The organism is Pseudomonas putida (genome assembly GCF_004357765.1).
Taxonomy (GTDB): Bacteria; Pseudomonadota; Gammaproteobacteria; order Pseudomonadales; family Pseudomonadaceae; genus Aquipseudomonas; species Aquipseudomonas putida_U.
Genome location: NZ_SMTE01000008.1, coordinates 223253 through 247926, shown reverse-complemented (window position 1 = coordinate 247926; position 24674 = coordinate 223253). Strand labels below are relative to the sequence as shown.

The 24674-nt window shown below is 59.8% G+C and carries 19 protein-coding genes and 1 pseudogene; 9 read left to right on the top strand and 11 right to left on the bottom strand.

Features of this window, described 5'->3' with window-relative positions; genetic code table 11:
- The first annotated feature begins 69 nt into the window (after nt 1-69).
- On the top strand, nt 70-1104 hold the full coding sequence (locus E2H86_RS14245; protein ID WP_133328799.1) for an OmpA family protein: 1035 nt from the start codon (nt 70-72) through the stop codon (nt 1102-1104).
- Nucleotides 1105-1179: 75 nt separating this feature from the next.
- On the opposite strand, the gene E2H86_RS14240 is transcribed toward E2H86_RS14245, so the two are convergent.
- The 4 genes from E2H86_RS14240 to E2H86_RS14225 all read right to left on the bottom strand — a co-directional run bounded on the left by E2H86_RS14240 (nt 1180) and on the right by E2H86_RS14225 (nt 6051).
- Nucleotides 1180-2841 (bottom strand): bifunctional protein-serine/threonine kinase/phosphatase, encoded by a 1662-nt coding sequence (locus E2H86_RS14240; RefSeq protein WP_133328797.1) that lies wholly within the window; start codon nt 2839-2841, stop codon nt 1180-1182.
- A 9-nt stretch (nt 2842-2850) separates the two neighbouring features.
- Nucleotides 2851-4062 carry a nitrate/nitrite transporter gene (locus E2H86_RS14235; RefSeq protein WP_133328795.1) on the bottom strand — a complete coding sequence of 404 codons (1212 nt, stop codon included), beginning with the start codon at nt 4060-4062 and terminating at the stop codon, nt 2851-2853.
- 164 nt (nt 4063-4226) lie between these two features.
- Nucleotides 4227-4802 (bottom strand): ANTAR domain-containing response regulator, encoded by a 576-nt coding sequence (locus E2H86_RS14230; protein WP_133328793.1) that lies wholly within the window; start codon nt 4800-4802, stop codon nt 4227-4229.
- A 10-nt stretch (nt 4803-4812) separates the two neighbouring features.
- On the bottom strand, nt 4813-6051 hold the full coding sequence (locus E2H86_RS14225) for a CmpA/NrtA family ABC transporter substrate-binding protein (RefSeq protein WP_133328791.1): 1239 nt from the start codon (nt 6049-6051) through the stop codon (nt 4813-4815).
- 103 nt (nt 6052-6154) lie between these two features.
- On the opposite strand from E2H86_RS14225, the gene E2H86_RS14220 reads away from it, so the two are divergent.
- Nucleotides 6155-7180 (top strand): quinone-dependent dihydroorotate dehydrogenase, encoded by a 1026-nt coding sequence (locus E2H86_RS14220; protein WP_133328789.1) that lies wholly within the window; start codon nt 6155-6157, stop codon nt 7178-7180.
- Between the two features lie 95 nt (nt 7181-7275).
- Here E2H86_RS14220 and rmf read toward each other — a convergent pair whose 3' ends face one another.
- A complete protein-coding gene (gene rmf / locus E2H86_RS14215; RefSeq protein ID WP_003248687.1) occupies nt 7276-7491 on the bottom strand; it encodes a ribosome modulation factor in 216 nt (71 codons plus the stop codon).
- Between the two features lie 561 nt (nt 7492-8052).
- Here rmf and rlmKL point away from each other — a divergent pair.
- Both rlmKL and E2H86_RS14205 read left to right on the top strand, forming a co-directional pair.
- The gene (gene rlmKL, locus E2H86_RS14210) at nt 8053-10245 is read left to right on the top strand and encodes a bifunctional 23S rRNA (guanine(2069)-N(7))-methyltransferase RlmK/23S rRNA (guanine(2445)-N(2))-methyltransferase RlmL (protein WP_133328787.1); all 2193 of its coding nucleotides are present in this window, start codon (nt 8053-8055) and stop codon (nt 10243-10245) included.
- 91 nt (nt 10246-10336) lie between these two features.
- A complete protein-coding gene (locus E2H86_RS14205) occupies nt 10337-12703 on the top strand; it encodes a sensor domain-containing diguanylate cyclase (RefSeq protein WP_133328785.1) in 2367 nt (788 codons plus the stop codon).
- Nucleotides 12704-12721: 18 nt separating this feature from the next.
- On the opposite strand, the gene dacB is transcribed toward E2H86_RS14205, so the two are convergent.
- Nucleotides 12722-14179, bottom strand: coding sequence for a D-alanyl-D-alanine carboxypeptidase/D-alanyl-D-alanine endopeptidase (gene dacB / locus E2H86_RS14200; RefSeq protein ID WP_133328783.1), 1458 nt, complete (start codon nt 14177-14179; stop codon nt 12722-12724).
- Between the two features lie 186 nt (nt 14180-14365).
- Between dacB and E2H86_RS14195 the strand changes: the two are divergent.
- Nucleotides 14366-14428: pseudogene (locus E2H86_RS14195) on the top strand (hypothetical protein); the annotation flags it as partial.
- Between the two features lie 246 nt (nt 14429-14674).
- On the opposite strand, the gene E2H86_RS14190 reads toward E2H86_RS14195, so the two are convergent.
- Both E2H86_RS14190 and E2H86_RS14185 read right to left on the bottom strand, forming a co-directional pair.
- Nucleotides 14675-18001, bottom strand: coding sequence for an ATP-dependent helicase (locus tag E2H86_RS14190; RefSeq protein WP_133328781.1), 3327 nt, complete (start codon nt 17999-18001; stop codon nt 14675-14677).
- Nucleotides 18002-18005: 4 nt separating this feature from the next.
- Nucleotides 18006-18839, bottom strand: coding sequence for a hypothetical protein (locus E2H86_RS14185; protein WP_133328779.1), 834 nt, complete (start codon nt 18837-18839; stop codon nt 18006-18008).
- A gap of 463 nt (nt 18840-19302) precedes the next feature.
- Here E2H86_RS14185 and E2H86_RS14180 point away from each other — a divergent pair, with 463 nt between their 5' ends.
- Entirely contained in the window at nt 19303-20274 is a 972-nt protein-coding gene (locus E2H86_RS14180; protein WP_243744057.1) for a TauD/TfdA family dioxygenase, read from the top strand.
- A 140-nt stretch (nt 20275-20414) separates the two neighbouring features.
- On the opposite strand, the gene E2H86_RS14175 is transcribed toward E2H86_RS14180, so the two are convergent.
- On the bottom strand, nt 20415-20759 hold the full coding sequence (locus E2H86_RS14175) for a YggL family protein (RefSeq protein ID WP_133328775.1): 345 nt from the start codon (nt 20757-20759) through the stop codon (nt 20415-20417).
- Nucleotides 20760-21246: 487 nt separating this feature from the next.
- Here E2H86_RS14175 and E2H86_RS14170 point away from each other — a divergent pair, with 487 nt between their 5' ends.
- Together E2H86_RS14170 and E2H86_RS14165 are read left to right on the top strand one after the other, a co-directional pair.
- A complete protein-coding gene (locus E2H86_RS14170) occupies nt 21247-22155 on the top strand; it encodes a hypothetical protein (protein WP_133328773.1) in 909 nt (302 codons plus the stop codon).
- 111 nt (nt 22156-22266) lie between these two features.
- The gene (locus E2H86_RS14165) at nt 22267-22887 is read left to right on the top strand and encodes a hypothetical protein (protein WP_133328771.1); all 621 of its coding nucleotides are present in this window, start codon (nt 22267-22269) and stop codon (nt 22885-22887) included.
- Between the two features lie 70 nt (nt 22888-22957).
- Here the strand turns inward: E2H86_RS14165 and E2H86_RS14160 are convergent, their stop codons facing one another.
- A complete protein-coding gene (locus tag E2H86_RS14160) occupies nt 22958-23476 on the bottom strand; it encodes a hypothetical protein (RefSeq protein WP_133328769.1) in 519 nt (172 codons plus the stop codon).
- 236 nt (nt 23477-23712) lie between these two features.
- Between E2H86_RS14160 and E2H86_RS14155 the strand changes: the two genes are divergently transcribed.
- Nucleotides 23713-24090 carry a type II toxin-antitoxin system CcdA family antitoxin gene (locus tag E2H86_RS14155; RefSeq protein ID WP_207955632.1) on the top strand — a complete coding sequence of 126 codons (378 nt, stop codon included), beginning with the start codon at nt 23713-23715 and terminating at the stop codon, nt 24088-24090.
- Nucleotides 24091-24150: 60 nt separating this feature from the next.
- On the opposite strand, the gene E2H86_RS14150 is transcribed toward E2H86_RS14155, so the two are convergent.
- Complete coding sequence (locus E2H86_RS14150) at nt 24151-24609, bottom strand: helix-turn-helix domain-containing protein (RefSeq protein WP_133328767.1); 459 nt, start codon at nt 24607-24609, stop codon at nt 24151-24153.
- Nucleotides 24610-24674 lie beyond the last annotated feature (65 nt).

The following is a 24674-nucleotide window of genomic DNA, read 5'->3' as shown; positions in this document are numbered from 1 at the left end:
ACTTGCCGTCGAGTTGTCCCCCTGATGTTGGTGGGACTGCTTAACTATCACCAGATGGGGATTTAACGGATGAAATTGAAAAACACCTTGGGCTTGGCCATTGGTTCGCTTGTAGCCGCCACTTCGATTGGCGCTATGGCACAAGGTCAAGGCGCCGTCGAGACTGAAATCTTCTACAAGAAAGAATTCTTCGACAGCCAGCGCGACTTCAAGAACGACGGCAACCTGTTCGGCGGTTCCATCGGTTACTTCCTGACCGACGACGTTGAACTGCGTCTGGGCTACGACGAAGTGCACAACGCTCGTGGCGACGACGGCAAGAACATCAAGGGCTCCAACACCGCCCTGGATGCCGTTTACCACTTCAACAACCCGTACGATGCCATCCGTCCATACGTGTCGGCTGGTTTCTCGCACCAGAGCCTGGGCCAGACCGGCCGTGGCGGTCGTGACCACTCCACCTTCGCCAACGTTGGCGCTGGCGCCAAGTGGTACATCACCGACATGTTCTACGCCCGTGCCGGCGTTGAAGCTCAGTACAACATCGACCAGGGCGACACCGAGTGGGCCCCGAGCGTTGGCGTTGGTCTGAACTTCGGCGGTAGCCCGAAGCAAGCTGAAGTCGCTCCGGCTCCAGTTGCTGAAGTCTGCTCCGACAGCGACAACGATGGCGTTTGCGACAACGTCGACAAGTGCCCTGACACCCCGGCCAACGTCACCGTTGACGCCGACGGCTGCCCGGCTGTTGCCGAAGTTGTTCGCGTTGAGCTGGACGTCAAGTTCGACTTCGACAAGTCGGTCGTCAAGCCTAACAGCTACGGCGACATCAAGAACCTGGCTGACTTCATGAAGCAGTACCCACAGACCACCACCACCGTGGAAGGTCACACTGACTCCGTGGGTCCAGACGCTTACAACCAGAAGCTGTCCGAGCGTCGTGCCAACGCTGTCAAGCAGGTCCTGACCCAGCAGTACGGTGTTGAATCGAGCCGCATTGACTCGGTTGGCTACGGCGAAACCCGTCCGGTTGCCGACAACGCCACCGAAGAAGGCCGTGCTATCAACCGTCGCGTTGAAGCTCAGGTAGAAGCCCAGGCCAAGTAATTGGTTTGACGCTTCAATGAAAAACCCGGCCTCGGCCGGGTTTTTCTTTGTCTGGGATTTGCTGCGAGCAGATGATCACAGCCGCCAAATGAGCAATACCAGGTTCAACAGCAAAGACAGCAGCGCCAGGGTGCGCCATACCTTCAGCGGTTCTCGCTCGAGCAAGGGGCGCGGGCGGTCGGGCAGGTCCTGGCGTTCGCCGCGTTCGAGCAGCAACAGCCATTGCTCGGCAGTCTCGAAACGTTGTGCCGGTACCACCGCGACGGCCTGCAGCAGATTGTGCTGCAACCATTCCGGTAGGTCGGGGCGATAGCGGCCAGGATTGACCGGTTGGCCAAAGCGCGGACGCTGGAACGGCTCGATTTCGCCGTAGGGAAAGTGGCCGGTCAACAGCTGGTACAGGGTCACGCCGACGGCATAGAGGTCCTGGCGCGGGCTGGGTGCCTGTCCTTCGAACGCCTCGGGGGCGATGAACGAGGGGGTGCCGGGAACGTCGAACGGCAGGTCTTCGGACAGCCCAGGGCAGTAAGCCAGGCCGAAGTCCAGCAGGCGCAGTTGGCCGTCCTGACCCAGGTGCAGGTTGTCGGGCTTGATGTCGCGGTGTACCAGGTTACGCCGGTGCAGTACCCCGACGGCGTGTAACAGCTGGCGGGCCATCTCCAGCCATTGCGGCAGCGGCAGTGGACCATGCTCGGCAAGGATGTCGGCCAGATTGTGGCCACTGTATTCGCGCATCACATAGTACAAGTGCTGGCGTTGGCTACCGGCATGCAGTTCAGGAAAATGCCGTCCGGTGACGCGGCGCAGAAACCACTCTTCCAGCAACAGTCTCTGGATTGCGCCGGGCTCCTCACAGCTGGCAGGCAAGGTCTTGAGCAGCCATGGCTGGCCTTGTGGATCGCGCACCCGGTAGAGCAGCGACTGACGACTGTGCGCCAGCAGGTTGTCGACGTGCCAGCCATCGATGAGCTGCCCCTCGCGCAGCGGGCCAGGCAGTGGCCACTGACTCAATTGTGCCAGGGTATCGCCGAGGTTGGCCGGGCCGAGTTGCTCGACCTGTACCAGCAGAGCGCTGGCATTGTCCTGGCTGCCATTGTGGTGGGCGCTGGCTACCAACGTGTCGACGGCGGCTTGCGGGTCGGTTTGCTCGCGCAGTATCGACTGGATGTGCCGGTCGCCCAGGCTGGCCCAGACGCCATCGCTCACCAGCAGGTAGCGCTCGCCCGGCTGCAGTTCGCCTTCGCGGTAATCGACCAGCAGGTGCTGATCCAGGCCAAGGGCGCGCTTGAGCACATGCTGCATGCCTGGTTGGTCCCAGACGTGATCTTCGCTCAGGCACTGCAACCGGCCTTCATGCCAGCGATAGGCGCGGCAGTCGCCGACATGCGCCAGGGTGTAGCGCCGCCCGCGCAGGACCAGGGCGCTGAGGGTGGTGAGCAGCGGCTGACCGTTGCCCTGTGCGCGCAACCAGCGGTTCTGTGCACTCAGCAGTCGGTCCAAGGCCTGGGGCACGCCCCAGGTCGCCGGGGTGGCGTAGTAGTCCAGGGCCAGCGCCTGCAGGCTGGCGCGCGCAGCCAGGCCGCCATCTGCGCACTGGCTGACGCCATCGGCCAAGGCGAACAGGTAGCCTTTGCTCGCCGCCAGTTCCGGCGCTGGCGTCACCAGGCGCAAGGCGTCCTGGTTTTCCGCGCGCGGACCGGTGGCGGTGGCCTGGGCGAAGCTCAGCTGCAGGCTCATCGAGCGACCTCAGACCCGCGCCGCGGTGATAGCCGCCGAGCCCCAGGTGGTACGCCAGCGACGCTTGACGCCATGCAGGCCGAACCAGGCCAGCACACCAAGACTGGCGAACAGCCACAGCCCTAGCTGATAGTCGCCGGTGTGTTGCTTGATGGTGCCCAGGCCGGCGGCGAGCAGGAAGCCGCCGATACCGCCGGCCATGCCGATCAGTCCGGTCATCACGCCGATTTCCTGGCGAAAGCGCTGCGGCACCAGTTGGAACACTGCACCATTGCCGGCACCGAGGCCTAGCATGGCGCTGACGAACAAGGCCAGGGCCGCCGCCGCGCTGGGTAGGTTGAAGCCCACTGCAGCGATGCAGATGGCGGCCACGCTGTACATGCCCAGCAAGGTGCGGATGCCACCGAAGCGGTCGGCCAGGGCACCCCCCAAGGGCCGCATCAGGCTGCCGGCGAAGACACAGGCGGCGGTGTAGTAACCGGCCGTGATCGGACTCAGCCCGTACTGATCGCTGAAGTAGCCGGGCAGGGCACTGGCCAGGCCGATGAAGCCACCGAAAGTGACGCTGTAGAAGAACATGAACCACCAGCTGTCGCGGTCACCGAGGGCCTTGAAGTAGTCGGCCATGGCCTTGGGCTTGGGGCGCTGCGGGGCATTGCGCGCCAGCAAGGTGAACACCAGCAGGGTCAGCAGCAGTGGGATCAAGGCGAAGCCGAAGACATTGTTCCAGCCAAAGCTTGCGGCCAGCGCCGGTGCGAGCAAGGCGGCGAACACCGTGCCAGAATTACCCGCCCCGGCGATGCCCATGGCTTTGCCCTGATGCTGCGGCGGGTACCACTGCGAGGCCAGCGGCAGTGATACCGCGAACGATGCGCCGGCAAAGCCCAGGAACACGCCCAACAGCAGTGCCTGTTCGTAGGTCCGCACCCCCAGCATCCAGGCACCGGCGAGTGCGCCGATCACTGCGACCTGGCCGATCAGGCCAGCGGTCTTGGGGGACAGTCGATCTACCAGCATGCCCATGGCAAAGCGCAGCACCGCCCCGGCGAGGATCGGTGTGGCGACCATCAGGCCGCGTTGCTGCGCGCTCAACTGCAGGTCGGCGGCGATCTGCACCGCCAATGGGCCGAGTAGGTACCAGACCATGAAACTCAGGTCGAAATACAGGAACGCGGCGAACAGAGTGGGCACATGCCCGGATTTCCAGAAGCTGGTAGTCATCGAACACCTCATTCGGCAATGCAACGGAACAAAAAAACGCCGCTACCCATTTCACGAAAGTGAAAAGAGAGAGCGACGTCTTTGTCGGATGTAAGTGGGCAACCGCCGTTGGCTACCGGTGCGCTATGTCGAGCAAGACGCGGGCCAACTCGGCGTTCGCCGATTCAGCCAAGCATTTCATGCATGGCAATGATCTGTTCCGCCACCTGGATCAGCTTCTGCTGACGACTCATGGCCTGGCGCCGCATCAGTGTGTAGGCCTGTTCCTCGTTGCAGTCCTTCATTTTCATCAGCAAGCCCTTGGCTTGCTCGATTCGTTTGCGCTCGGCCAGTTGCTGGTCGCGGGCCAGCAGTTGCGCCTTGAGCGCCTGGTCGCTTTCGAAGCGCGCCATGGCGACATCGAGGATCGGCTGCAGGCGCGCGGCGTGGATGCCTTCGACGATGTACGCGCTGACCCCGGCCTGGATCGCCTGGCGCATCACCCCCGGATCGTGTTCGTCGGTGAACAGCACGATCGGCCGCGGGCGCTCGCGGCTGACCAGCACCACGTGTTCCATCACATCACGACCCGGTGAGTCGGTATCGATCAATACCACGTCCGGATGCACCGTTTCGACGCAGGCGGGCAGGTCGATGGTCAGGCTTGGCGCTTCGATCACCTCGAAGCCGGCCTCGCACAGGGCCGCCTTGAGGCGACCGAGTTTCATCTGGGTGTCGTCGATCAGCAGGATGCGCAGCATGGTGGCGTCCTCACAGTCCAACGCGGGCGCTGGGCGCTTCGCCCAGGGCATGCAGGCGGAAGCTGCGGGCATAGCCGTGGGGGTCGCTGCCATCCCAGCGGATGCCATCGATCAGCAGGCTGCTGCGCATCGATGCTTCGTGACAGGGCACGCCCATGGCGCTGGCGGCGTCCCGATACAACGCCAACTGTTGGACCTTGCGCGCCACTGCCAGGTAGTCGGGATCGTCACGCAGAAGACCCCAGCGGCGGAACTGAGTCATGAACCACATGCCATCGGACAGGTAGGGCAGGTTTGCCCGACCCTGGTCGAACACCCGCAGGCCATGGGGGTCGTGCCAGTGATTGCCGAGGCCGTCGTGATAGTCGCCGAGCAGGCGCGGCTCGATGTTGGCCGGCGCGGTGTCGAGGTAGGCGCTGCCGCTGAGCAGTTGCGCCGTACTGCGACGGTTGTCGGCACCTTGTTCGATGAAGCGGCTGGCGGCCAGGATGGCCTTGATCAGTGCCCTTGCACTGTTAGGGTACTGTTCGACGAAGGCGCGTGCGCACCCCAGCACCTTTTCCGGATGATCCGGCCAAATCGACTGGCTGGTCGTCAGGGTGAAGCCCTGTCCCTTGGCCACCGCATCGGCCGACCAGGGCTCGCCGACACAGAAGCCATCGATACGACCGGCCTCCAGGTGAGCGACCATCTGCGCAGGAGGCACCACCACGCTGTCGACGTCGCGCAGCGGATGGATGCCTTGGCTGGCCAGCCAGTAGTACAACCACATGGCATGGGTGCCGGTGGGAAAAGTCTGGGCGAAGGTCAGTCGTGTGCCATGCTGGTGCACCAGTCGCGCCAGTGCTTCAGGGTTGGTCACGCCCTTGCCTTGCAGGGCTGAGGACAGATTGATGGCCTGGGCGTTCTGATTCAGGCCCATGAGCACCGCCATGTCCTTGGCCGGCACTCCGCCGATGCCCAGGTGCACGGCATAGATCAGACCATACAGGCAATGGGCGGCATCCAGCTCGCCGCTGACCAGCTTGTCGCGCAGGCCGGCCCAGGAACCCTGGCGCTTGAGGTTGAGGGTAAGGCCTTGCTGTTGGGCGAAGCCCTGAGTGGCGGCGACCACGACCGAAGCGCAATCGGTGAGGGCCATGAAGCCGATATCGAGGCTGGGCTTCTCCGGCGCATCGCTGCCGTTGACCCACGCGAGTGGTGCTGTATTCACAAAAGTCCTCGCCCGTACTGAATAGGCTGTGGACATAGGCGAAGCAACCCATGTGCCAAGGGCGCCGAGGATTTGCTGTCATGCCAGGCCGGCGCTGGCTATAATCGCACCCTCATTCACCCCCGAGCCTCGCCTGCCCATGTATACCCTGGCCCGCCAGCTGCTGTTCAAGCTTTCTCCGGAAACCTCCCACGACCTGTCCCTGGACCTGATCGGTGCCGGTGGCCGCCTCGGTCTCAACGGCATGCTGTGCAAGCAGCCGGCGCCATTGCCGGTGAGTGTCATGGGCTTGAACTTCGCCAATCCGGTGGGGCTGGCGGCGGGACTGGACAAGAACGGCGCGGCCATCGACGGTTTTGCCCAGCTGGGCTTCGGCTTCGTCGAGATCGGTACCGTGACGCCGCGTCCGCAACCGGGCAACCCCAAGCCACGATTGTTCCGCCTGCCGCAGGCCACGGCGATCATCAACCGCATGGGCTTCAACAACCTGGGGGTCGATCACCTCCTCGAGCGCGTGCGTGCTTCGCGCTACGAGGGTGTGCTTGGCATCAACATCGGCAAGAACTTCGACACGCCGGTCGAGCGTGCCGTGGACGATTACCTGATCTGCCTGAACAAGGTCTACACCGCAGCCAGCTATATCACCGTCAACGTCAGTTCGCCGAATACCCCCGGACTGCGTAGCCTGCAGTTCGGCGATTCGCTCAAGCAACTGCTCGATGCCCTGGCCGAGCGCCGCGAGCAACTGGCGGGCGAGCACGGCAAGCGAGTGCCTTTGGCGATCAAGATCGCCCCGGACATGAGCGATGAGGAAACCGCCCTGGTCGCCGGCGCGTTGCTGGCCTCGGGGATGGATGCGGTGATCGCCACCAACACCACGCTCAGCCGCGAAGGGGTCGAAGGCCTGGAGCATGGCGGCGAGGCGGGTGGCCTGAGTGGCGCTCCGGTGCTGGAAAAAAGCACCCACACCGTCAAGGTGCTGGCCGGCGAGCTGGGCGGCAAGTTGCCGATCATCGCGGCGGGTGGCATCACCGAAGGGCGCCATGCGGCCGAGAAGATCGCGGCCGGTGCGAGCCTGGTGCAGATCTACTCGGGCTTCATCTACAAGGGACCTGCGCTGATCCGTGAGGCGGTGGATGCGATCGCTGCGATGCCGCGTGGTTGAGCGAGGCATAAAAAAGGGCCCCTTGAAGGGGCCCCTGGGCCTTAGCCCGCCGCCCGGATGGGGCGCGCATGGTGACTCGAAATCAATGTCCTCGTTCAGCCAACGGCGTGATTTTCGTTGAGTCTATGGATGCCAGCGGTGCCAGTCATTCCGTCCCAGTTATCACCGCGACCTTCGCGCCAGCCGTTGATCCAGGCTTGGCGTACAGAAGGAAGATTGAAGGGGCAAAGTTCGCGGGATTTGCCGGTGACCCCGTATTGGTAGCCACGTGAATATGCTCTTTCCAACGGATCACGCTTAAGTCTTCTCATAGGGTGTTGCCCTCACTTGTTGACTGTAATGTCCCGTCGGCCTCTCCGAGGCCGGGCAGAATCGTTCTGCCGGTTTGCGCTCGCTGCCGGCGTGGCGAGCTGAAAGTGCCGCCTCGTTGCGAAGTGGCCTGAGACCAGTTCTATCGAAAGCGGCTCGCCCTGGGAATGATCGATTTGTCATAAGGACGTAATCTTTTCTAGGGTGAGAGGATAAGTAAATAAATGCGACTCAACCTTGTTTGGCCCTGAGCCGCCTGTGATCGGGGTTTGCCGCAGCATGATAGGCATTTTGCCATTGCTGGCATGCGCTGATGGAAACACCTGGAAACGCGACGAAGGGTCACATCGAGCCTGGTTCGCGGGAAATTATTCGTACTGCCCGATGATCTAAGCTGTCTTTGCCACCCGGCAAGCGGCCGAATGTCCGGGCGGCCCGGCCGTCCTCTGCGCATGGCGCGTAGCGGCGGCCACTCGAACGCTTGCTGGAAGGGCGTTCGGGCAAACATCGGCGAGGCGATGCGTCGCTTCGTCACTCAAACAGCCCAAGGCTCTGGAAGACTCATGTCGGACCGTTTCGAACTCTATCTCACCTGCCCCAAAGGCCTCGAAGGCCTGCTCGCCGAAGAGGCCAAGGGCCTCGGCCTGGATGACGTGCGTGAGCACACCTCGGCCATTCGCGGCGCCGCCGACATGGAAACCGCCTACCGCCTGTGCCTCTGGTCGCGCCTGGCCAATCGGGTGCTGCTGGTGCTCAAGCGCTTCCCCATGAAGAACGCTGACGATCTGTACGATGGCGTCCATGGGCTCGACTGGGCCGACCACCTGGCCGCTGATGGCACACTGGCCGTCGAGTTCAGCGGCCATGGGTCGGGGATCGACAACACCCATTTCGGCGCGCTCAAGGTCAAGGACGCCATCGTCGACAAACTGCGCAACCGTGAAGGCCTGCGGCCGTCGGTGGAAAAGATCGATCCTGACGTGCGCGTGCACCTGCGCCTGGACCGAGGCGAGGCGATCCTGTCACTCGACCTTTCCGGTCATAGCCTGCACCAACGTGGTTATCGTCTGCAGCAGGGCGCCGCGCCGCTCAAGGAGAACCTTGCCGCCGCCGTGCTGATCCGTGCCGGCTGGCCACGAATCGCCGCAGCCGGCGGTGCTTTGGCCGACCCGATGTGCGGTGTCGGCACGTTCCTGGTGGAAGCGGCGATGATCGCTGCCGACATCGCGCCCAACCTCAAGCGCGAACGCTGGGGCTTCACGGCCTGGCTCGGCCATGTGCCGGCGCTCTGGCGCAAGGTGCACGACGAAGCACAGGCGCGTGCCGAGGCCGGTCTGGCCAAGCCACCGCTGTGGATTCGTGGCTATGAGGCCGACCCGCGGCTGATCCAGCCAGGCCGCAACAACGTCGAGCGCGCGGGCCTGGGCGACTGGGTGAAGATCTACCAGGGCGAGGTCGCCAGCTTCGAGCCGCGTCCCGACCAGAACCAGAAGGGCCTGGTCATCAGCAACCCGCCCTATGGCGAACGTCTGGGTGATGAGGCCAGCCTGCTGTACCTCTACCAGAACCTCGGCGAGCGCCTGCGTCAGGCCTGCATGGGCTGGGAAGCGGCGGTCTTCACCGGCGCGCCCGAACTGGGAAAACGCATGGGGATCCGCAGCCACAAGCAGTACGCGTTCTGGAACGGCGCCTTGCCGTGCAAACTGCTGCTGTTCAAAGTGCAGCCCGACCAGTTCGTCACCGGCGAGCGTCGCGAGGCGCAGGGCGACGACGCTCGGTCGAGTGTCCGTGAGGCCATCGCCAGCCAGCCGGCGCGCCTGTCGGAAGGGGCTCAGATGTTCGCCAACCGCCTGCAGAAGAACTTCAAGCAGTTGGGCAAATGGGCCCGTCGTGAGCAAGTCGGTTGCTACCGCGTTTACGATGCCGACATGCCCGAGTACGCGCTGGCCGTCGATCTGTACCAAGACTGGGTGCATGTGCAGGAATACGCCCCGCCACGCTCGGTGGATCCGGAAAAGGCCCAGGCACGTCTGCTCGACGCCTTGTCGGCGATTCCCCAGGCGCTGGGCGTCGATCCGCAGCGTGTGGTGCTCAAGCGTCGCGAGCGCCAGAGCGGTACCCGCCAATACGAGCGTCAGGGGACCGAGGGGCGGTTCATGGAGGTGGTGGAGGGCGGCGTCAAACTGTTGGTCAACCTCACCGACTACCTCGACACCGGTCTGTTCCTCGACCACCGTCCGATGCGGATGCGCATCCAGCGCGAGGCGGCTGGCAAGCGCTTCCTCAACCTGTTCTGCTACACCGCCACAGCTACCGTGCATGCGGCCAAGGGCGGTGCGCGGAGCACCACCAGCGTCGACCTGTCCAAGACTTACCTGGACTGGGCCCGACGCAACCTGTCGCTCAACGGCTTCTCCGAGCGCAACCGTCTGGAGCAGGGCGACGTCATGGCCTGGCTCGAAGCCAACCGCGACAGCTATGACCTGATCTTCATCGATCCGCCGACTTTCTCCAACTCCAAGCGCATGGAAGGTGTGTTTGACGTGCAGCGCGACCACGTGCAACTGCTGGACTTGGCCATGGCGCGCCTGGCCCCGGGCGGCGTGCTGTATTTCTCCAATAACTTCCGCAAGTTCCAGTTCGATGAACACCTGCTGACCCGCTATGCAGTCGAGGAGATCAGCGCCCAGACCCTGGACCCGGACTTTGCCCGCAACAACCGGATCCACCGTGCCTGGCGTCTGCAGCTGCGCTGAAGCGTTTGGGCTTGCACGGATAATGGCCAATGGCTATAAATTGTTCAGGGCCAAGTTGATTCGCAGGACGCTGACGTGACGAGACGGTGCTATGTCCAAGGTGTATGCGAAGTGGGCCGGCCTCGGCAGGTTCAGCCTGCCGGCCTGGGCGGTAGCGCTGGTGGCGCTGGTAGCGGGTGGCCTGCTCTCGGCGGCGCTCGCGTTGGGGGCGCAGAATCTGTACAAGCAGAAGCTGCGCCAGCGTTTCGACCTGCTGGCGGATGAACGCTACAGTCGTTTGGCAGAGCGTCTGGATCAACAAGAGCAACGCCTGGATGGCCTGCGTCGCTTCTTCAGCTATTCCGATGTCATCACCCCGCACGAGTTCGACGGCTATGCAGGGCCGCTGCTGCAGCGCACCCAGGCATATTCGTGGGCTCCGCGGGTCGAGCACGGCCAACGCGCCGAATTCGAGCGTCAAGCCAGTGCCCGGCTCGGCCATGCTTATCTGATCCGTGATCGGGATGCCCAAGGCAATTGGCAGCCCGCCCCGGAGCGTGCGGTGTATTTTCCGGTGCTCTATACCCAGGCGGCCAACCTGCTTGGGCAACCCTCTGGTCTGGACCTGGCCGGCCAGGCGCAGCGTCAGGCTGTCCTGGAGCGCGCATCGGTGCCCGGCAGCATGGCCGTCTCGCCCCCTCTGGACCTGATCAACCTGCCGCCGGAACACACCCGCGGGCTGCTGATGGTGGCGCCGGTGTTCGGCGAGGGTCAGGAGCACAATCCTCCGCTGGGATACGTGATAGCGGTACTGAGCATGCGCCAGTTGCTAGGCGAGGGGTTGTCCGGGGGCAGAGACGACAACCTGGTGATGCGCGTGATCGACCCTGCCGGGGCCGGTGGTGGCGAAGTATTGTTCGAATCGGACAATGCACCCGCACCTTTGGGGTTTTCGAGTACCTATTTGTTGCACATGGCCGATCACCACTACCGGCTCGACATCCGCCCCAGCCAGGTGTTCTTCACTGCCAATCACTCCTCCCTTGCGCAGATGCTCGCCGTGCTCGGAGGCCTGCTGAGCCTGTTGCTCAGTGTCCTGCTCTACAATCTGTTCAGCCAGCGCCAGCGTGCTTTGGCCTTGGTCGAGCAGCGGACCGCGCAGCTGCGGATCAGCAAGCAATCACTGCGAGACACCCATAATCAGTTGCGCAGCGTGCTCGACGCCGCCACCCAGGTGGCGATCATCGCCACCGATCTCAAGGGCGTGATCACCACCTTCAACGCCGGTGCCGAGCGGATGCTCGGCTATACCTCCCATGAGGTGGTAGGCAGTTTGCGCCTTGAGGCGCTGGTGTCGGCAGCCGAGCTCGACGCTCGTGCCCAGGCTTTGCACCTGCCCCGTGGGCGCGAGGGTGAGGCGCTGTTGCAGGAAAGCAGCGGTAAGCCCATGGAGTGGACCTTGTTGCGCAAGGATGGCAGCCAGCTGTTGGCCAATATGCTGGTGAGCGCGGTGAACGATGAGCAGGGCTTGTGGATCGGGTATCTGGCCATCTGCATCGATGTCACCGAGCGCCGTCGCGTGCACGAAGCGTTGGCATCGCGTGATCGGCTGCTGGAAAAGCTCAGCGACGAAGTGCCCGGCGGCATCTATCAATACCGCCTGGATGCCGATGGCCACTCGTGCTTTCCCTACGCCAGCGAGGGGCTTTACGACATCTATGAAATTGACCTGCAGGTCCTGCGCGAGGACGCTTCGGCGGTGTTCGAACGCATTCATCCGGACGACCTGGAGCGTGTCCGTCGTTCGGTGCGCTATTCGGCCGAGCACCTGACGCCCTGGCGCGAGGAATACCGGGTCTGCCTGCCGCGCGCCGGATTGCGCTGGATACGCGGCGAGGCGACGCCTGAGGTGGGCGGGCAGCAGTCTACGGTGTGGCATGGCTACCTGACCGATATTTCCGACCTCAAGCGAGTCGAGGAGGAGCTACGGGCCTTGTCGGTCACCGATGCCCTCACCGGCATCCATAACCGTCGCTATTTTCAGGAGCGCTTGAAGGCCGAGCTCGATCGCGCCCAGCGCGAAGGCACCGACCTGTCGGTGATCATGCTCGATATCGACCACTTCAAGCGTATCAACGATCGCTTCGGCCATGCCGCCGGAGACCAGGTGTTGCGCAGCCTTTGCCAGCGCATTGGCAACCGCTTGCGGCGTACCGACGTGTTCTGCCGGCTCGGCGGCGAGGAGTTCATGGTGCTGTGCCCAGGCGCCAATGCCGAGCAGGCCCGCCTGTTGGCCGAGGAGTTGTGGCATAGCGTGCGTGCCGTTCCGGTTACGGATATCGGCACGGTGACGGCGAGCTTTGGTGTCGCAGGGTGGCGCCCTGGGGAGGGCGCCGATGCCTTGTTGTTACGCGCCGATGCTGGTGTGTACGCGGCCAAGCAAGCTGGCCGGGACCGGGTCGAAGACGGTCCGGACTGAGTCCTGTCGTCGACCGCTTCAGTTGGCCGCTGTGCTGCCTGCCACCTTTGGCTGGCGGTAGAGATCCAGCAAGACCTGGTCGAGCACCTGGGAGGCGCCCCAGGGTTTCGGGTCGTTGAGAATCGCAGCCACTGCCCAGGTATGGCCATTGTTGTCACGGCTGTAGCCGGCAATTGCCCGCACGGTGTTCAGCGTACCGGTCTTGATATGCCCTTCGCCGGCCATGGCGGTGCGCTTGAGGCGCTTGCGCATGGTGCCGTCCATGCCCACCAGCGGCATCGAGCTGATGAACTCCGCCGAATAGGGGCTCTTCCAGGCCGCCTGCAACAAGGCCGCCATTTCGCGGGTACTGACCCGTTCAGCCCGCGACAGCCCCGAACCATTCTCCATCACCAGGTGCGGCGCGGTGATGCCTTTCTTGGCCAGCCACTGGCGCACCACGCGCTGCGCGGCACGACCGTCGTCGCCGTCGGCATCGGTGCGGAACCGTGCGCCGAGGCTGAGGAACAACTGCTGCGCCATGGTGTTGTTGCTGTACTTGTTGATGTCGCGGATCACCTCGACCAGATCGGGGGAGAACGCCCGCGCCAGTAGGCGTGCGCTCTTGGGCACGTTCTCGATGCGATCGCGACCCTGGATACTGCCGCCCAGTTCGCTCCAGATGGCCCGCACGGCGCCGGCGGCGTAGGTCGGGTGGTCGAGCAGCGACAGGTAGGTCTGCGAGTTGCAGCCGTCACCCAACTGACCGCTGACCGTCACGGTGATACCGTCGGCCTGGGTTACCGGGTTGTAGCGCACATCGCCGCTGCACTTCTTGGATGCCACCGGCTTGACCTGGTTGTCGATATGGATGCTGGCGATCGGCGGTTCAACGGCAACGGTGACCTTGCCCCCGTCGTTGCGGGTCACGAAGCGCAGTGCCTTGAGGTTGATCATCAACGAATCGGGCTTGACCAGGAACGGCTTGTTGACGTCGCCGCCGTCGTCGTTGAACTGCGGCAGGTTAGGCTGTACGAAATGGCTGCGGTCCAGCACCAGGTCGCCGGTTACCGTGCGTACGCCGTTGGCGCGCAGGTCACGCATGAGCAACCAGAGTTTCTCCATGTTCAGCTTGGGATCGCCGCCCCCTTTGAGATAGAGATTGCCGTTGAGCACACCGTTGCTCAGGGTGCCGTCGGTGTAGAACTCGGTCTTCCACTGGAAGGTCGGGCCGAGCAGTTCGAGCGCGGCATAGGTGGTGACCAGTTTCATGGTCGAGGCCGGGTTCACCGACATATCGGCATTGAACACCGTGGCAGTGCCGGGGCCGTCGAGAGGCAACATCACCAGCGACAGGGCGTCGTCCTGCAGCTTGTTGGCCTTCAGGGCCTGTTGCACCTTGGGGGGGAGGGTGGTGTTGACGGCAGCTGCCTGGCTGGGGATTGCCAATGGCATCAGCAGGCTGGCGAGAAAGAGGGGACGGAGCGCTTTGATCATAGGTGACAAATACCCTGCGGACGAGGGAGAAAGACATTGGGGCTGTAAGAATGGTTGCCCCAGAACGAAATATAGTGCGCATTATGCCCCAAGCGTGGCTGCGGTGAACCCTGTTCGACGGAAAAGGCCCGAACGGCAGTGGAAACTGGTAAAGTGCCGCGCGTAAATACTCAAGAGGATTGTTTCATGGCTACCAACCGTTCCCGTCGTCTGCGCAAGAAGCTGTGCGTCGATGAATTCCAGGTTTTGCTGATTAGCAAAAAATAGTTGGTTGGTTGTCAAAATCCTTCTTCCTCTTCTCCCCCCGAAATCCCTCTTCCCCTCATGCGACTGCCACGCAGCGCTCCCAATCCGCTCCCTATGCAACGCACACGATCGATCCAGGATCGAAGCGTCAGCGCACGCCCAGACGCCCCAACCGCCCTACTAGCTCCGGCCAGGCGAATGAGTCGAGCAGCTGACATCAGGTGCAGCGGTGTGATGAGTACAGCCCGTTTAGGGTCTGTTTTCGCAAATGCTCAGGTAGGGGCAGCGGCGGCAAAGCCAGCCCTTTTTTGCGCCTCTGTATCCTGAGGAAAACAGCGGAGCCATCTTGTGCACAGCAGTGCTCTGGGGAGCTCTGGAGGGGGTGTCTCTTTTGATCTTCTCGCTAATCAGCGAATGCACCGTGCCAGATTTTGCCTTCAACGTGGTCATTGCCAGCATCAGTGGGCGGAAGTGGCGCGAAGTTGTTTCTACGCCGGCATGCGTGCGTAACCAGTGGAGCTCAATGCCCTGTGGAGTGTTCGCCTGGAGCATCCACGGCAGCTGAATGCGTACGCCGTGTATGTCCGCATGCAGTCCTTCTACGATCGTACTACCGGTGTCGTGAATGATCTGCAGGCCTTTGTTGCAGGCTTTGACCGCATCCGAGTAAAGCGCCTGATCAAGTGCGAACTCCGGAAGGTCATGGTTTTCCCACGCATTGTTAAACGCCACCTGCGCTGACATGCCTTTGAGAGTAGATTGAAGTGCTTCCATGACGGCCCAGCGAGCCCGAATAGATATGTCGATATCCTGCTCGGCGGTGAGGGCGAGCTCATACCGGTAGTGGTAATGCAGCGGACAACTTAAGTAGGACTCAAACGCACTGTAATCGATGGTAAGAGGAGTTGTTGCGGTTCCACTGCTTGCGAAGGCCGGGATGATAGGCATGACGGTCGCAGGAGGAGTTAAGCCTGTGCGGCGGTCTAGGAAAGCAGTTGCAGTAGTGAGAGCTTGAGGTCGATCCCGAGAGTTCGTCTCATAGAGAAAAAGCTGGTCGCGAGCGCGGGAGAGGGCAACGTATAGCAGATTGTTGCGCTCTACAGCCTCTTCGAACTCATGCTCTGCCAGGGTGCTGTTAAGCACTTCGGGGGGGATCAATTGCGTCGAGCGTGGATCGTGATCCCAGGGTTTCTCTTTCCCGTAAGCTGATTTGTTAACGTCCGTGACATGGACGGCGTCAAACTCAAGCCCTTTACTCCCATGAACCGTCATCAGCGTGATGGCATTAAGTGCGCGAGCTTCAGGAGGCGCACTGCGGTCAGCCAATTTCTCGTTGATTCGGCGGCGTAAGTCTTCGCGCACTAGGAACGCGGATAGCCTGGCTTCCTTGGCACTGCCTTCACTATTCCGTACGGCATACACGAACAGCCATATTGCAAGGCGCTCGGTATGAGCGCGAATGCTTGTATCGGCGGGGTTGGGTAGCCCGTAGCGACGATCAAGAAGGACGGTGCATACAAACTCCCAAGGATTGGTGTGTCGATTGAATCCGGTCAAGAGCGTGGCCAATGTCGCACTAGCCGCTTCGCCCGCTGCAGATAGACCTAGACCGGGAGCGCCAAGCCATTTTCCTCGTTGCAGCGTGACCCCGGTACCCGGTGAGGTACAGGTCATGAGTTGCTGCATGTCCGGCATGGACATTGCCAATGCTGGCTCTTGAAGCAGGCCAATCAGTGATCGAGGCTGTCGGGTGCACAACAATTGCATCAGGCAGACAAGCCGCTTGATCTCGGGGCGCTGGTAGACATCACCTATATACAGGCAAGGAATCCCATTGGCAGAGAGGTGCTCTGCGGCGCTTTCAATATCTGCTGTGCTGCGACTGATGACAACTTGATCTCGGTAATCCAGACCATTTTTCGCGAGGTAATCAACCACTGCCGTAAGCGTATGGGCCTGGCTTTCCGGAGAGTCGCATTCGAACAGGGCTGGCCTGATGTTGATAGAGGGGCGATGAGGCGTTACTGATTGCAGTGGCAATCTAGCCTCCAGAGAGTGGACGCGTCCTGTATGGCTGAAGAGATTGAGAATCTCTGGGGTGCTGCGTCGGTTTACATCGAGGTGGAAGGTAGCTACGGAAGCTGACGGCGCGCCGCGCCTGAAGGCAGTGTCAAACTTCATCAAACTCTGGATCGACGCACCCCGCCAGTGGTGGATGGCTTGACGAATGTCACCGACCACCCACACGGAGTTGGCGCTCACTGCAAGCTCACGCACGAACTCCACCATGACGTGCGTGACGTCCTGGTACTCGTCGACCAGAATGTGCTCGAAATGGCTGATGTACTGGCTTACAGCTGTGCGGTCTTTTCGAGCCTGTAGCGTTGGCAGTGCCACTAGGTCTGTGTAGTCGACATAGTGCTTGGAGCGCAGCGCCGCCTCATAGGCTTCATAAACTGCTGCGATATCTGCTTGCTGTTGCACCACATCTGGAGCGGGCGTAGGCAGGCCGGCGAGGCGTGCCCTGTACTCATCTACGGATACCAGCTCTTCCTTCAGTCGGTCGATGTAGTCCAGCACTTTTGGCAGCCATTCATAAGGGTCTTGAAGGCGCACGTAATATTGGAGCTTGATTGAGGGGAGCAATTTGGTCATCAGCCTCACTTTCGCCAACTTATCCACCATGGCGATGTCAGCGTGAAGCCCAAACAAGTCGTGATATTTGCGGAGAAATTCCAATCCAAACGAATGGAAGGTGCCTGCCCACACGTCTGCAGCGCCAAGAATCGCTGAGGCGCGCATTCGTTCCACCAGCTCGTTAGCGGCTTTGTTCGTGAAGGTAAGCACCAGAATCTTGCTGGGGTTCACTCCCTGCTCGATCAGGTGCTTGATGCGATGAACAAGCGTGGTTGTTTTTCCAGTGCCTGGGCCTGCGACGACGTTCACAAACCTCTCTTTTGCGTGTGCTGCATCGCTTTGAGCAACCGTCATGTTAGGGAGGCCAGGCGTAGGCCGTATAGCTAACTCTGGCAGCAGGAGGGCGTCGAACAGCTGCAGCCTGACCACCTCCAAAGGCACTTTGAGGAACGAGGCAATCTTTCTGGCATTCAGTCCGCTAGCCCACAGGGCTCGCGCTGCTGTGCGAGGCAACAAAAGCTCTCTGGCGAATACGTTGGCCTGGAGTTCCTGACGTTCCCGTGCGCCGTATGCTTCGACGGTGAGAACCGCAGGTGTACCCTGCGGGGCTGTCATAGAGGAGAGGTTTGCCACCGACATAGCAGGCTTTTCAGCGTCCAGGAACCAGTGGCCCAGTTCATGGGCTATTAGGTAAGCGGTCTCAGGCCATGATTTGTCGTTGCGAATATAGGCAGTGAACTTTTCCCGAATCAGTACGCCATCTGCACCGGCTAAGGTGAAGTGATCATGCGGCAAAAGCTGGATTGCAACGTCGTATTCTTCTTCGATCGACGAGAAATCCAATAGCTGTTTGCTAGTGAGGTCATCCGACAGGAACTCGCCGGCCAATACGCTTCTGACTTCGATGGCCTGCTGGCGAGCCCTGTCAAATGGATTCAAGGTCTCAGTTCTCCAAATCTAGTAGGGCCTGCTCTTCATCAGGCGGTAGATTCAACGCTTTCACCGCCTCACTCCATGAATGAGGGCTGGTGGCTAGCTGTGGTTTGCCTTTAGTGGCCTTGAACATCGGCACTGATCGAGATTGGAAATTGCTCGAAAATCCAGCTACCAGCAGCTCAATTGGTACATCAACGTGCGTAGATATCGCGCTTATCACAACAGGGGGCGCGATTGTCTCCCCTTGTAGCACCTGACGCATAAGGTCTTGGTGCGCGCCGAGACCAGCACGTTCGGTCAACTCTCGTGCCCGCTTGGGGCGCTGCCAGGACTTAATAGCTACCAATGCCTCATCCAGCTCAGAGGATGAATAGTCGAGCGAGGCGGAAGGTTGGTCAGGACTGGATGGCATAGACGCATTGCTGGTGGGTTTGGAAGTGACGGCAGTCGCGGCAAGGGTCAACCCTTCGTGTTGCAGCGATTCGGCTAGCAAAAAAGAGGCAATCTGCGATGCGGACTTTTCAAATTCTTTTGCCGTCATCCGAACCCATTTGGCCAACGGTCGATCAAGCCGTAGTGACCACTGTTCGCTTTCGCCCTCATACGACTTTGCAGCTTGTTCGTAGGTGCGAAGCAGGCTGGAAGGGTTCTTGGTCTCCATTGCGCACTCAAATCGTTCCAATCCCTGCTGAAGTAAATCACGAGCAAATTCTGCTGTGGCGACACCGCGCCCCTCAGCCAACAGCGTCAAGGCCGTATGGAACGACCTTTTCGTTGTTACTCCGATAGTTTCACGGCGGGGCTTTGTGTCCATACGCTTGACCTCATCCTTAGGCTGCATAGGCTTCTCCTGTCTCGCTGGCTGTGTAGCCAGCATCGGGAGTGAGACATCTCTGGCATTTTCATTTTCACAAGGAGTGGGTGGGGCAGGGAGTTGCTCGACGAGCTCCTTGAGCAGGCTGCGTACTGCGAGCGATGCGGTATGCCCTATGCCGATTACATTGTGTCCCGACGGCAATCCCACCAAGCACTCCCAATGGTTGGTCTCAGCCTGGACGACCATCTGATCGGCAAGGCCGTCTAGCCAATGGGCCCAGTGCTTGAGACAATCGGAGGCTGTAACAGTGTGATTTTTCATGAAATCTTAGGTGAGGGCCGGTCGGGAAGTCCTGGTCGATGGAGAGCGTTACACGTAACGCTGTATCCATATCAACTTTATATCACTGCGTATGGTAGGGACACAATTGATCAACGCTCATTTTTCCGCAGCCATTCGTACGGTCGTGACTGCATGGCGGCGCTCCATGGACATTGGCGACGCCCAGCAGCAATTGAGTGATCCGGTCGCTTTGGGGCAGGCCTTGGTCGGTGAGGTTGTACATTCGCTTGCGATGCGCGGAATTGTGCATTCAGACCTCATCGCACATGCGTGGGAGACTCCATGCATCCATCTGGTGGGCGTTTTCGACCCAGACGTTGACGTCGATACCCCTGTGGGATTCCTGCCAGTACCGGATACCGAGGCGACGATCGTGGCGCGCGCGTCGATCATTGTTGCCAATGCCGTCCTTGGCTCCAGCACCATTTCGTATGGATCTGAAAATGGCGGGGCGTTGTTCGTCAACCTGGTGGTGAAACCAGGTGAAGGCTATGAGGCGGAGAAATCTAAAGGCTCCATGAAGGGCCATACCGATGCCGTGTGGCTGCCAGTGCGCGGTGAACAGCATCCCTATGACGTGCGCATTTCTCCTTCGCCAGATTTTGTATGTCTTGCAGGTCTGCGCAACCCGAACCAAGTACCGACCACCGTCATGCCGCTGAGGAGCGTGTTACGCCATCTGAGTAAAGCTCAACTCCACGAGTTGGCTCAGCCGCAATACATCATCGGCCCGCAGTTCACGTTCAAGAAGCGCCTGAAGGAGCTATTTGGATTTGATCTGTTCGTAGAGGGTTCCCAGCTGCTTTTCTGGGTGGACGACTCGCCATGGATCAGGTACAGCCATAGCTCAACGCAGACTGATACGGAAGAAAGTAAGGATGCACAGGCGGCCATGAATGCATTTGAAGCTGCGTGCAAGGTCTGTGTTGAAAGCTACTCGCTGGCACCCGGGGACGTCATTTTGGTCAACAACAGGACATGCCTTCACGGTCGTTCGGAAGTGGGCGAGGAGCATGGAGCGAAGTCCCGCTGGTTGCTCCGTGCGTATGGCCTAGATACGGCTGGCCTTGATGCGTCGCAGTGGCATGAGGGCAGTTCTCACATACTCTGGCCTTGATAGGGTAGGGCGCGCTTAACGCGCTGCTCATGCACACTGGAGTTCGATTGCGGCCTGAGTGCGCTGCAATGCTCCAAAAAAAACCACCCGGAGGGTGGTTTTTTCACAAGCCAGCAGTTATCCACTGCGGCTCAGCGCGATCACTTAGCAGCGTTGATCGGCTTTTCTGGGTACCATGCGTCGAGCAGTGGGCTGACTTCAACCTTGGTCACTTCGCTACGGCCTTTGAGCCATGCTTCGACGGTTGCGCGTTGCTCTTCGGTAACCGAGCCGCGTTCTGCCTTGCAAACCAGGCCGAAATCGTCGCCGCCGACGTAGTCCAGGCCATTGGCATCCATCGCTTCGCTCAGGAAGGCATCGAGGAATGCATCGACAGCCTCGTCATCCAGGTCTTCCTTGAAGGCCAGGTTCAGCTCGAAGCCCAATTCCTGAAACTCGTCCACACAAAGCTTTTTGCGCAGACGACGGGAGCGGTTAGTGGCCATCAAAAAATCCTCTGATTAATTACGGCGCGCAGTCTATCAGCTAACACATTCAAATGCCTGCTTTGTCCGATCAATCGAGGTGCCAAGGTTGCGTTCTAGGCAGTCACACGGGGCGTGAACGGCTATGGATCAAAGGCCGATTACCTTCATAGGTCAGTCAACTATTGGCCACCTTTTTTTGCCGCGATGATTAACCCCTATCAACGGACGTGTCCCGCAGAGCGCTCCGCGAGTTAACCGGTACCCCGAATGCAGCCTCTGCATCCAGAAACTGTATTGGGGGGAAGCACTGCCCCTGTTTCGGCGTCCTCCAGTGAAAATTTTTGCTGGTTGTGAGAGCTCCCCATGCAGCAGGAACTGGCTGCACATTCCAAATCTTGTGCATAAGACACATGAGTCTCGGCCAACCGACAGGTCACTTCAGTTCTGATGGCAGTATGCTACATGCTACCTTGGGCTTCTCTCACGGATGGTAAGGGCGAAAGCAATGGTCACTGGCAAGTCGATCAACAGCGTCAACAGAATCATCGCGCACTCGCATGGTGCGCGCGAGATGCTCTTTGTGATTGAGCGAGACAAAGTAGATCAAGACGCTCAGGCGCGGCTGGCGATTGCTCACCTCGAAAAGGACGGTGATTCGATCCTTCCTGGGGTGATCGGAAAAATCAGCGAATTCAATGCTCGCGGCAAGGAGATTAAACGGCGAGATCTCCCGCTAATCAAAAAATCAGTCCCGCAATACCGAAGCTGGAAAGACTGGCATGGTCAAGAGCACAGCGGTGTGCAAATTCGAACAATGGATGTGTATCCCATCGACTTTGTTCGTCCGCCCATGGAGCACCTTTCTCTAAGCGTCATCGATGGGAAAGAGTACATTGTGACTCGCCGGGTGAGAGTCGATGAGCCGCCCGCAGTGCTTGTTCACCTGGCGAACCTCATGCTCGAATTCTTCCAGGAATTTGAGATTTTTGACGTTGAGCGGCAGCGCATCGCTAAGGTGCAGGCGCGCCAGTTGCAATGGGATTTGCTCCCCCCTGGGAAATACCCATGGAAGAGTGCTGAGGCCATCGTAAAACCCTATCTGGCCGGTCTGCGGGCGTCAGAGCAGGGAGTGATCGAACACCGGATCAGAGAGATCACTCGGTTCGAGCCCGATTTCTTCGCGACGGGCCGAGGGGGATATCAAGGCTACTTCGTCTTTGGCTTTTCCACGCGTGGGATTTATCTCCTTGAGAGCTCACATTTGGATAACGCCACCTATAAGTTTGGTGAGGATTGGGAAGTCCTTTCGACCCTTACCAAAGACGAGATCATCAACGGTGATCACGACCATCAACGTTTCATCCACGATAAAACCTGGGGGCGCAAGATCCGCCAAATGCTCGCATACGCTTAGCCGGTGCCGTCCCAGATGTGGGCAGCTCTCTCTGAAGGAATTTGTGCAGGGCTGGTTGCGTGGTGGCTACACCAATCGAATAGAAACGTCATATTCAAGAAGGAGCTTGTTTTGGTTGAAGCCGTGGTTGTGGAGCGCATTCTCTGCGTAGTGGACAGGTGCCTGAAAAGCCAGTTTCCTGACGATTATTACAAGCGTTGCCTGTACGCGTCGTTCGGCATTCATAGTCTCCTTAAGGCCATGGGGTACAGCCCTGTGGTAGTGGGGGGGGATTTTTTAGCGTTCGTCGTCTCGCGAGATGAGCGTCAAGCATCCATGCAGGGCTATGGATCTGACTCTGCTGAGCACTCTCACTACTGGGTTGAGCTCAACGGCTCGATTATTGACTTGGGTACCTACTATTTGCCTGTTGGTTCGAGCTTCGTTGCGTCTGACATGCCAGCGTTGTTTTGGGATACCGCGAACTCTTTGCCCAAAGGGTTGAGATACGCTTCTGAAGCCCGCTACGCATCAACGGAGACGTCGCATTTTGAATCGCAGATCGAGGAGAGGATGATAGTGTTCATTGCGGCTTGTCATGCGCGTATGAAGCAGCCCCTCGTCAAACCGAAACTTGGGAGGTGGCTCGCGACAACGCCATCATCATTTCAGAAGGCGGCAAGCAAAGGGGATGTGTGGGCTAAATCTGTGATTCGGTATCAAAGCATGCCGGCGGAACGTCACCCTATTTGAAGCATCCGGGCAGGTGGGCTTCTATGGGGCCCATCCGCTTTTTTCACTCCCAATAATCCCCTGTGCCCATCTACGCCTTCGACGTGCCCAGCTCGTCAAAGGGAAGGATAGCTCGTGCGTTATCGAGCCAGTCCTCAGGGTCTTCAAGTTTCTCTCTGACGTAGTCGCCGTCGCGATTGCGGTAGCCGAAAGCCAGGTGCTGCAGATTTTCACGGTGGATCATGTATGCCGCCGTGACCCTAGCCTGACAGGCATACTCTGCTCCATCGAAAACGGGGGCGAGCAGTCCCATCCTGGCCAGCGTGAGCTCTGTCTGCTCTCGCACAAACTCGACGAAAAGTTGCTGAGGGTCTGCCACCTCCGCTTTTAGCTCCTTGGGCCGACCATCTTCATGTTCCAGTCCGTAGAGGTAAGCCGTCTCCTGAGACTCCACAAACAATACATCCTTGAAAATCCGACATGCTCCTCCGGGCTCGCAAGCCTTAATGTCGGCGAGCCAAAGCTCGTCATGCTGGGAGTCTGGGAAACGCCCTGCGAAACGCGGGTTTGAGGCTGAATAGATGGTGGCTGGTGTGATGCTGTCCTGCATGGTTGCGCTCCAAAAAATAGCGTCGAGTGTCATCCGTCATCGAGTGTAGTTACTTATGGGGATGACCAATGACTACTACTCTGAGGATGAGCTTGGGCATTGAGGTATAGGCTGGTATCTGACCCATCACGAACGACGCGTTTAATGGCAAGCTAGGCGTTCACTTCCGGGGCTTTGCAGGCTCTGAGCTTCGAGTAGGACAGCCCATTCGCTCTGCGCATTATAGGAGATAAGCCATGCCTCTCGATTACGACCCAAATGCCCCCAAACAGGCACTCAACCTTTGGGTCAACGGTGAGCTACTGGACAGGGCAGTGGTAATGGATCTGAACCTCTCCGCCGTCTCAGAAAACGCCTTAGCTGAAGCTGTCGTCCGGTGTCGTGAGGGTGAGCAAGGCCTTGAAGAAAACCAAGAAGCCATACAGGACGAATCCCTGGCTCAGATTGACCCCAATGTGCTGACTACCGCCGTTGGTGTTTTCGGAAACGCGACTCATGCGAAAAAGTGGCTGACCACCCCAGCACGAGTGTTAGGCAACAAGCGCCCAGCAGAGGCGGATGTCGAAGAAGTCATGGATCTGATAGGGCGTATAGAACACGGCTTTGGCGCCTAGCAAATCGTGCCTGATCTGGCGGCTGGAGTAATGCCCGAATCACCTCCACCCATAAATCGCTCACAGGTCATGCCAATGCCTTTGAACGGTGGATCTTGGGAGTCCTAATTCTTTCGCCGTGTCTATCTGCGATAGCCCTTGGCTTTTCATCTTCTGAACGCGCGCGCGCGTAGCGGCGGCGCGAATGCTCGTCGGGTGCGTGCCATCCACATCCAGTGCTGATGAAGGTGGAATTTGATCAGCCAGCCCGAGGTTTTGCAGTTCGCTGAGTGCCTGAAGCAGCACAGCCCTGGGTGATTCCTGCGAGTCAGAAGCTGTGGCAACGGCTATTAGCGCAGCGGGGGAGAGGTCGAGCATACGAGCTAGATCTGCTGCCACTTTTAGGGTTGGCGTGGTCTTCCCGCTTTCCAGCTGACTGACATGGGACGCAGCCACGGTGCCGCTGAGATCCTTTTGCTTAAGACCTTTCGCGAGGCGAATGGCGCGCAACGCTGCAGCGAAGCCATTTTGAATAGACATTGAGCAGTCTCAAAAGGAGACGGTATGCCCCGTTTGCTTGAGCCCAAACAAATCTATATATTGAT

What these genes read in the sequence shown, in the direction of transcription:
- E2H86_RS14175 (WP_133328775.1), bottom strand. Translation starts at nt 20,759, where the DNA reads ATGGCCACTAACCGCTCCCGTCGTCTGCGCAAAAAGCTTTGTGTGGAC.
- rmf (WP_003248687.1), bottom strand. Translation starts at nt 7,491, where the DNA reads ATGAGAAGACTTAAGCGTGATCCGTTGGAAAGAGCATATTCACGTGGC.
- E2H86_RS14155 (WP_207955632.1), top strand. Translation starts at nt 23,713, where the DNA reads ATGCCTCTCGATTACGACCCAAATGCCCCCAAACAGGCACTCAACCTT.
- E2H86_RS14235 (WP_133328795.1), bottom strand. Translation starts at nt 4,062, where the DNA reads ATGACTACCAGCTTCTGGAAATCCGGGCATGTGCCCACTCTGTTCGCC.
- E2H86_RS14150 (WP_133328767.1), bottom strand. Translation starts at nt 24,609, where the DNA reads ATGTCTATTCAAAATGGCTTCGCTGCAGCGTTGCGCGCCATTCGCCTC.
- rlmKL (WP_133328787.1), top strand. Translation starts at nt 8,053, where the DNA reads ATGTCGGACCGTTTCGAACTCTATCTCACCTGCCCCAAAGGCCTCGAA.
- E2H86_RS14225 (WP_133328791.1), bottom strand. Translation starts at nt 6,051, where the DNA reads ATGTCCACAGCCTATTCAGTACGGGCGAGGACTTTTGTGAATACAGCA.
- E2H86_RS14245 (WP_133328799.1), top strand. Translation starts at nt 70, where the DNA reads ATGAAATTGAAAAACACCTTGGGCTTGGCCATTGGTTCGCTTGTAGCC.
- E2H86_RS14240 (WP_133328797.1), bottom strand. Translation starts at nt 2,841, where the DNA reads ATGAGCCTGCAGCTGAGCTTCGCCCAGGCCACCGCCACCGGTCCGCGC.
- E2H86_RS14160 (WP_133328769.1), bottom strand. Translation starts at nt 23,476, where the DNA reads ATGCAGGACAGCATCACACCAGCCACCATCTATTCAGCCTCAAACCCG.
- E2H86_RS14220 (WP_133328789.1), top strand. Translation starts at nt 6,155, where the DNA reads ATGTATACCCTGGCCCGCCAGCTGCTGTTCAAGCTTTCTCCGGAAACC.
- E2H86_RS14205 (WP_133328785.1), top strand. Translation starts at nt 10,337, where the DNA reads ATGTCCAAGGTGTATGCGAAGTGGGCCGGCCTCGGCAGGTTCAGCCTG.
- E2H86_RS14170 (WP_133328773.1), top strand. Translation starts at nt 21,247, where the DNA reads ATGGTCACTGGCAAGTCGATCAACAGCGTCAACAGAATCATCGCGCAC.
- dacB (WP_133328783.1), bottom strand. Translation starts at nt 14,179, where the DNA reads ATGATCAAAGCGCTCCGTCCCCTCTTTCTCGCCAGCCTGCTGATGCCA.
- E2H86_RS14230 (WP_133328793.1), bottom strand. Translation starts at nt 4,802, where the DNA reads ATGCTGCGCATCCTGCTGATCGACGACACCCAGATGAAACTCGGTCGC.
- E2H86_RS14185 (WP_133328779.1), bottom strand. Translation starts at nt 18,839, where the DNA reads ATGCAGCCTAAGGATGAGGTCAAGCGTATGGACACAAAGCCCCGCCGT.
- E2H86_RS14180 (WP_243744057.1), top strand. Translation starts at nt 19,303, where the DNA reads ATGGACATTGGCGACGCCCAGCAGCAATTGAGTGATCCGGTCGCTTTG.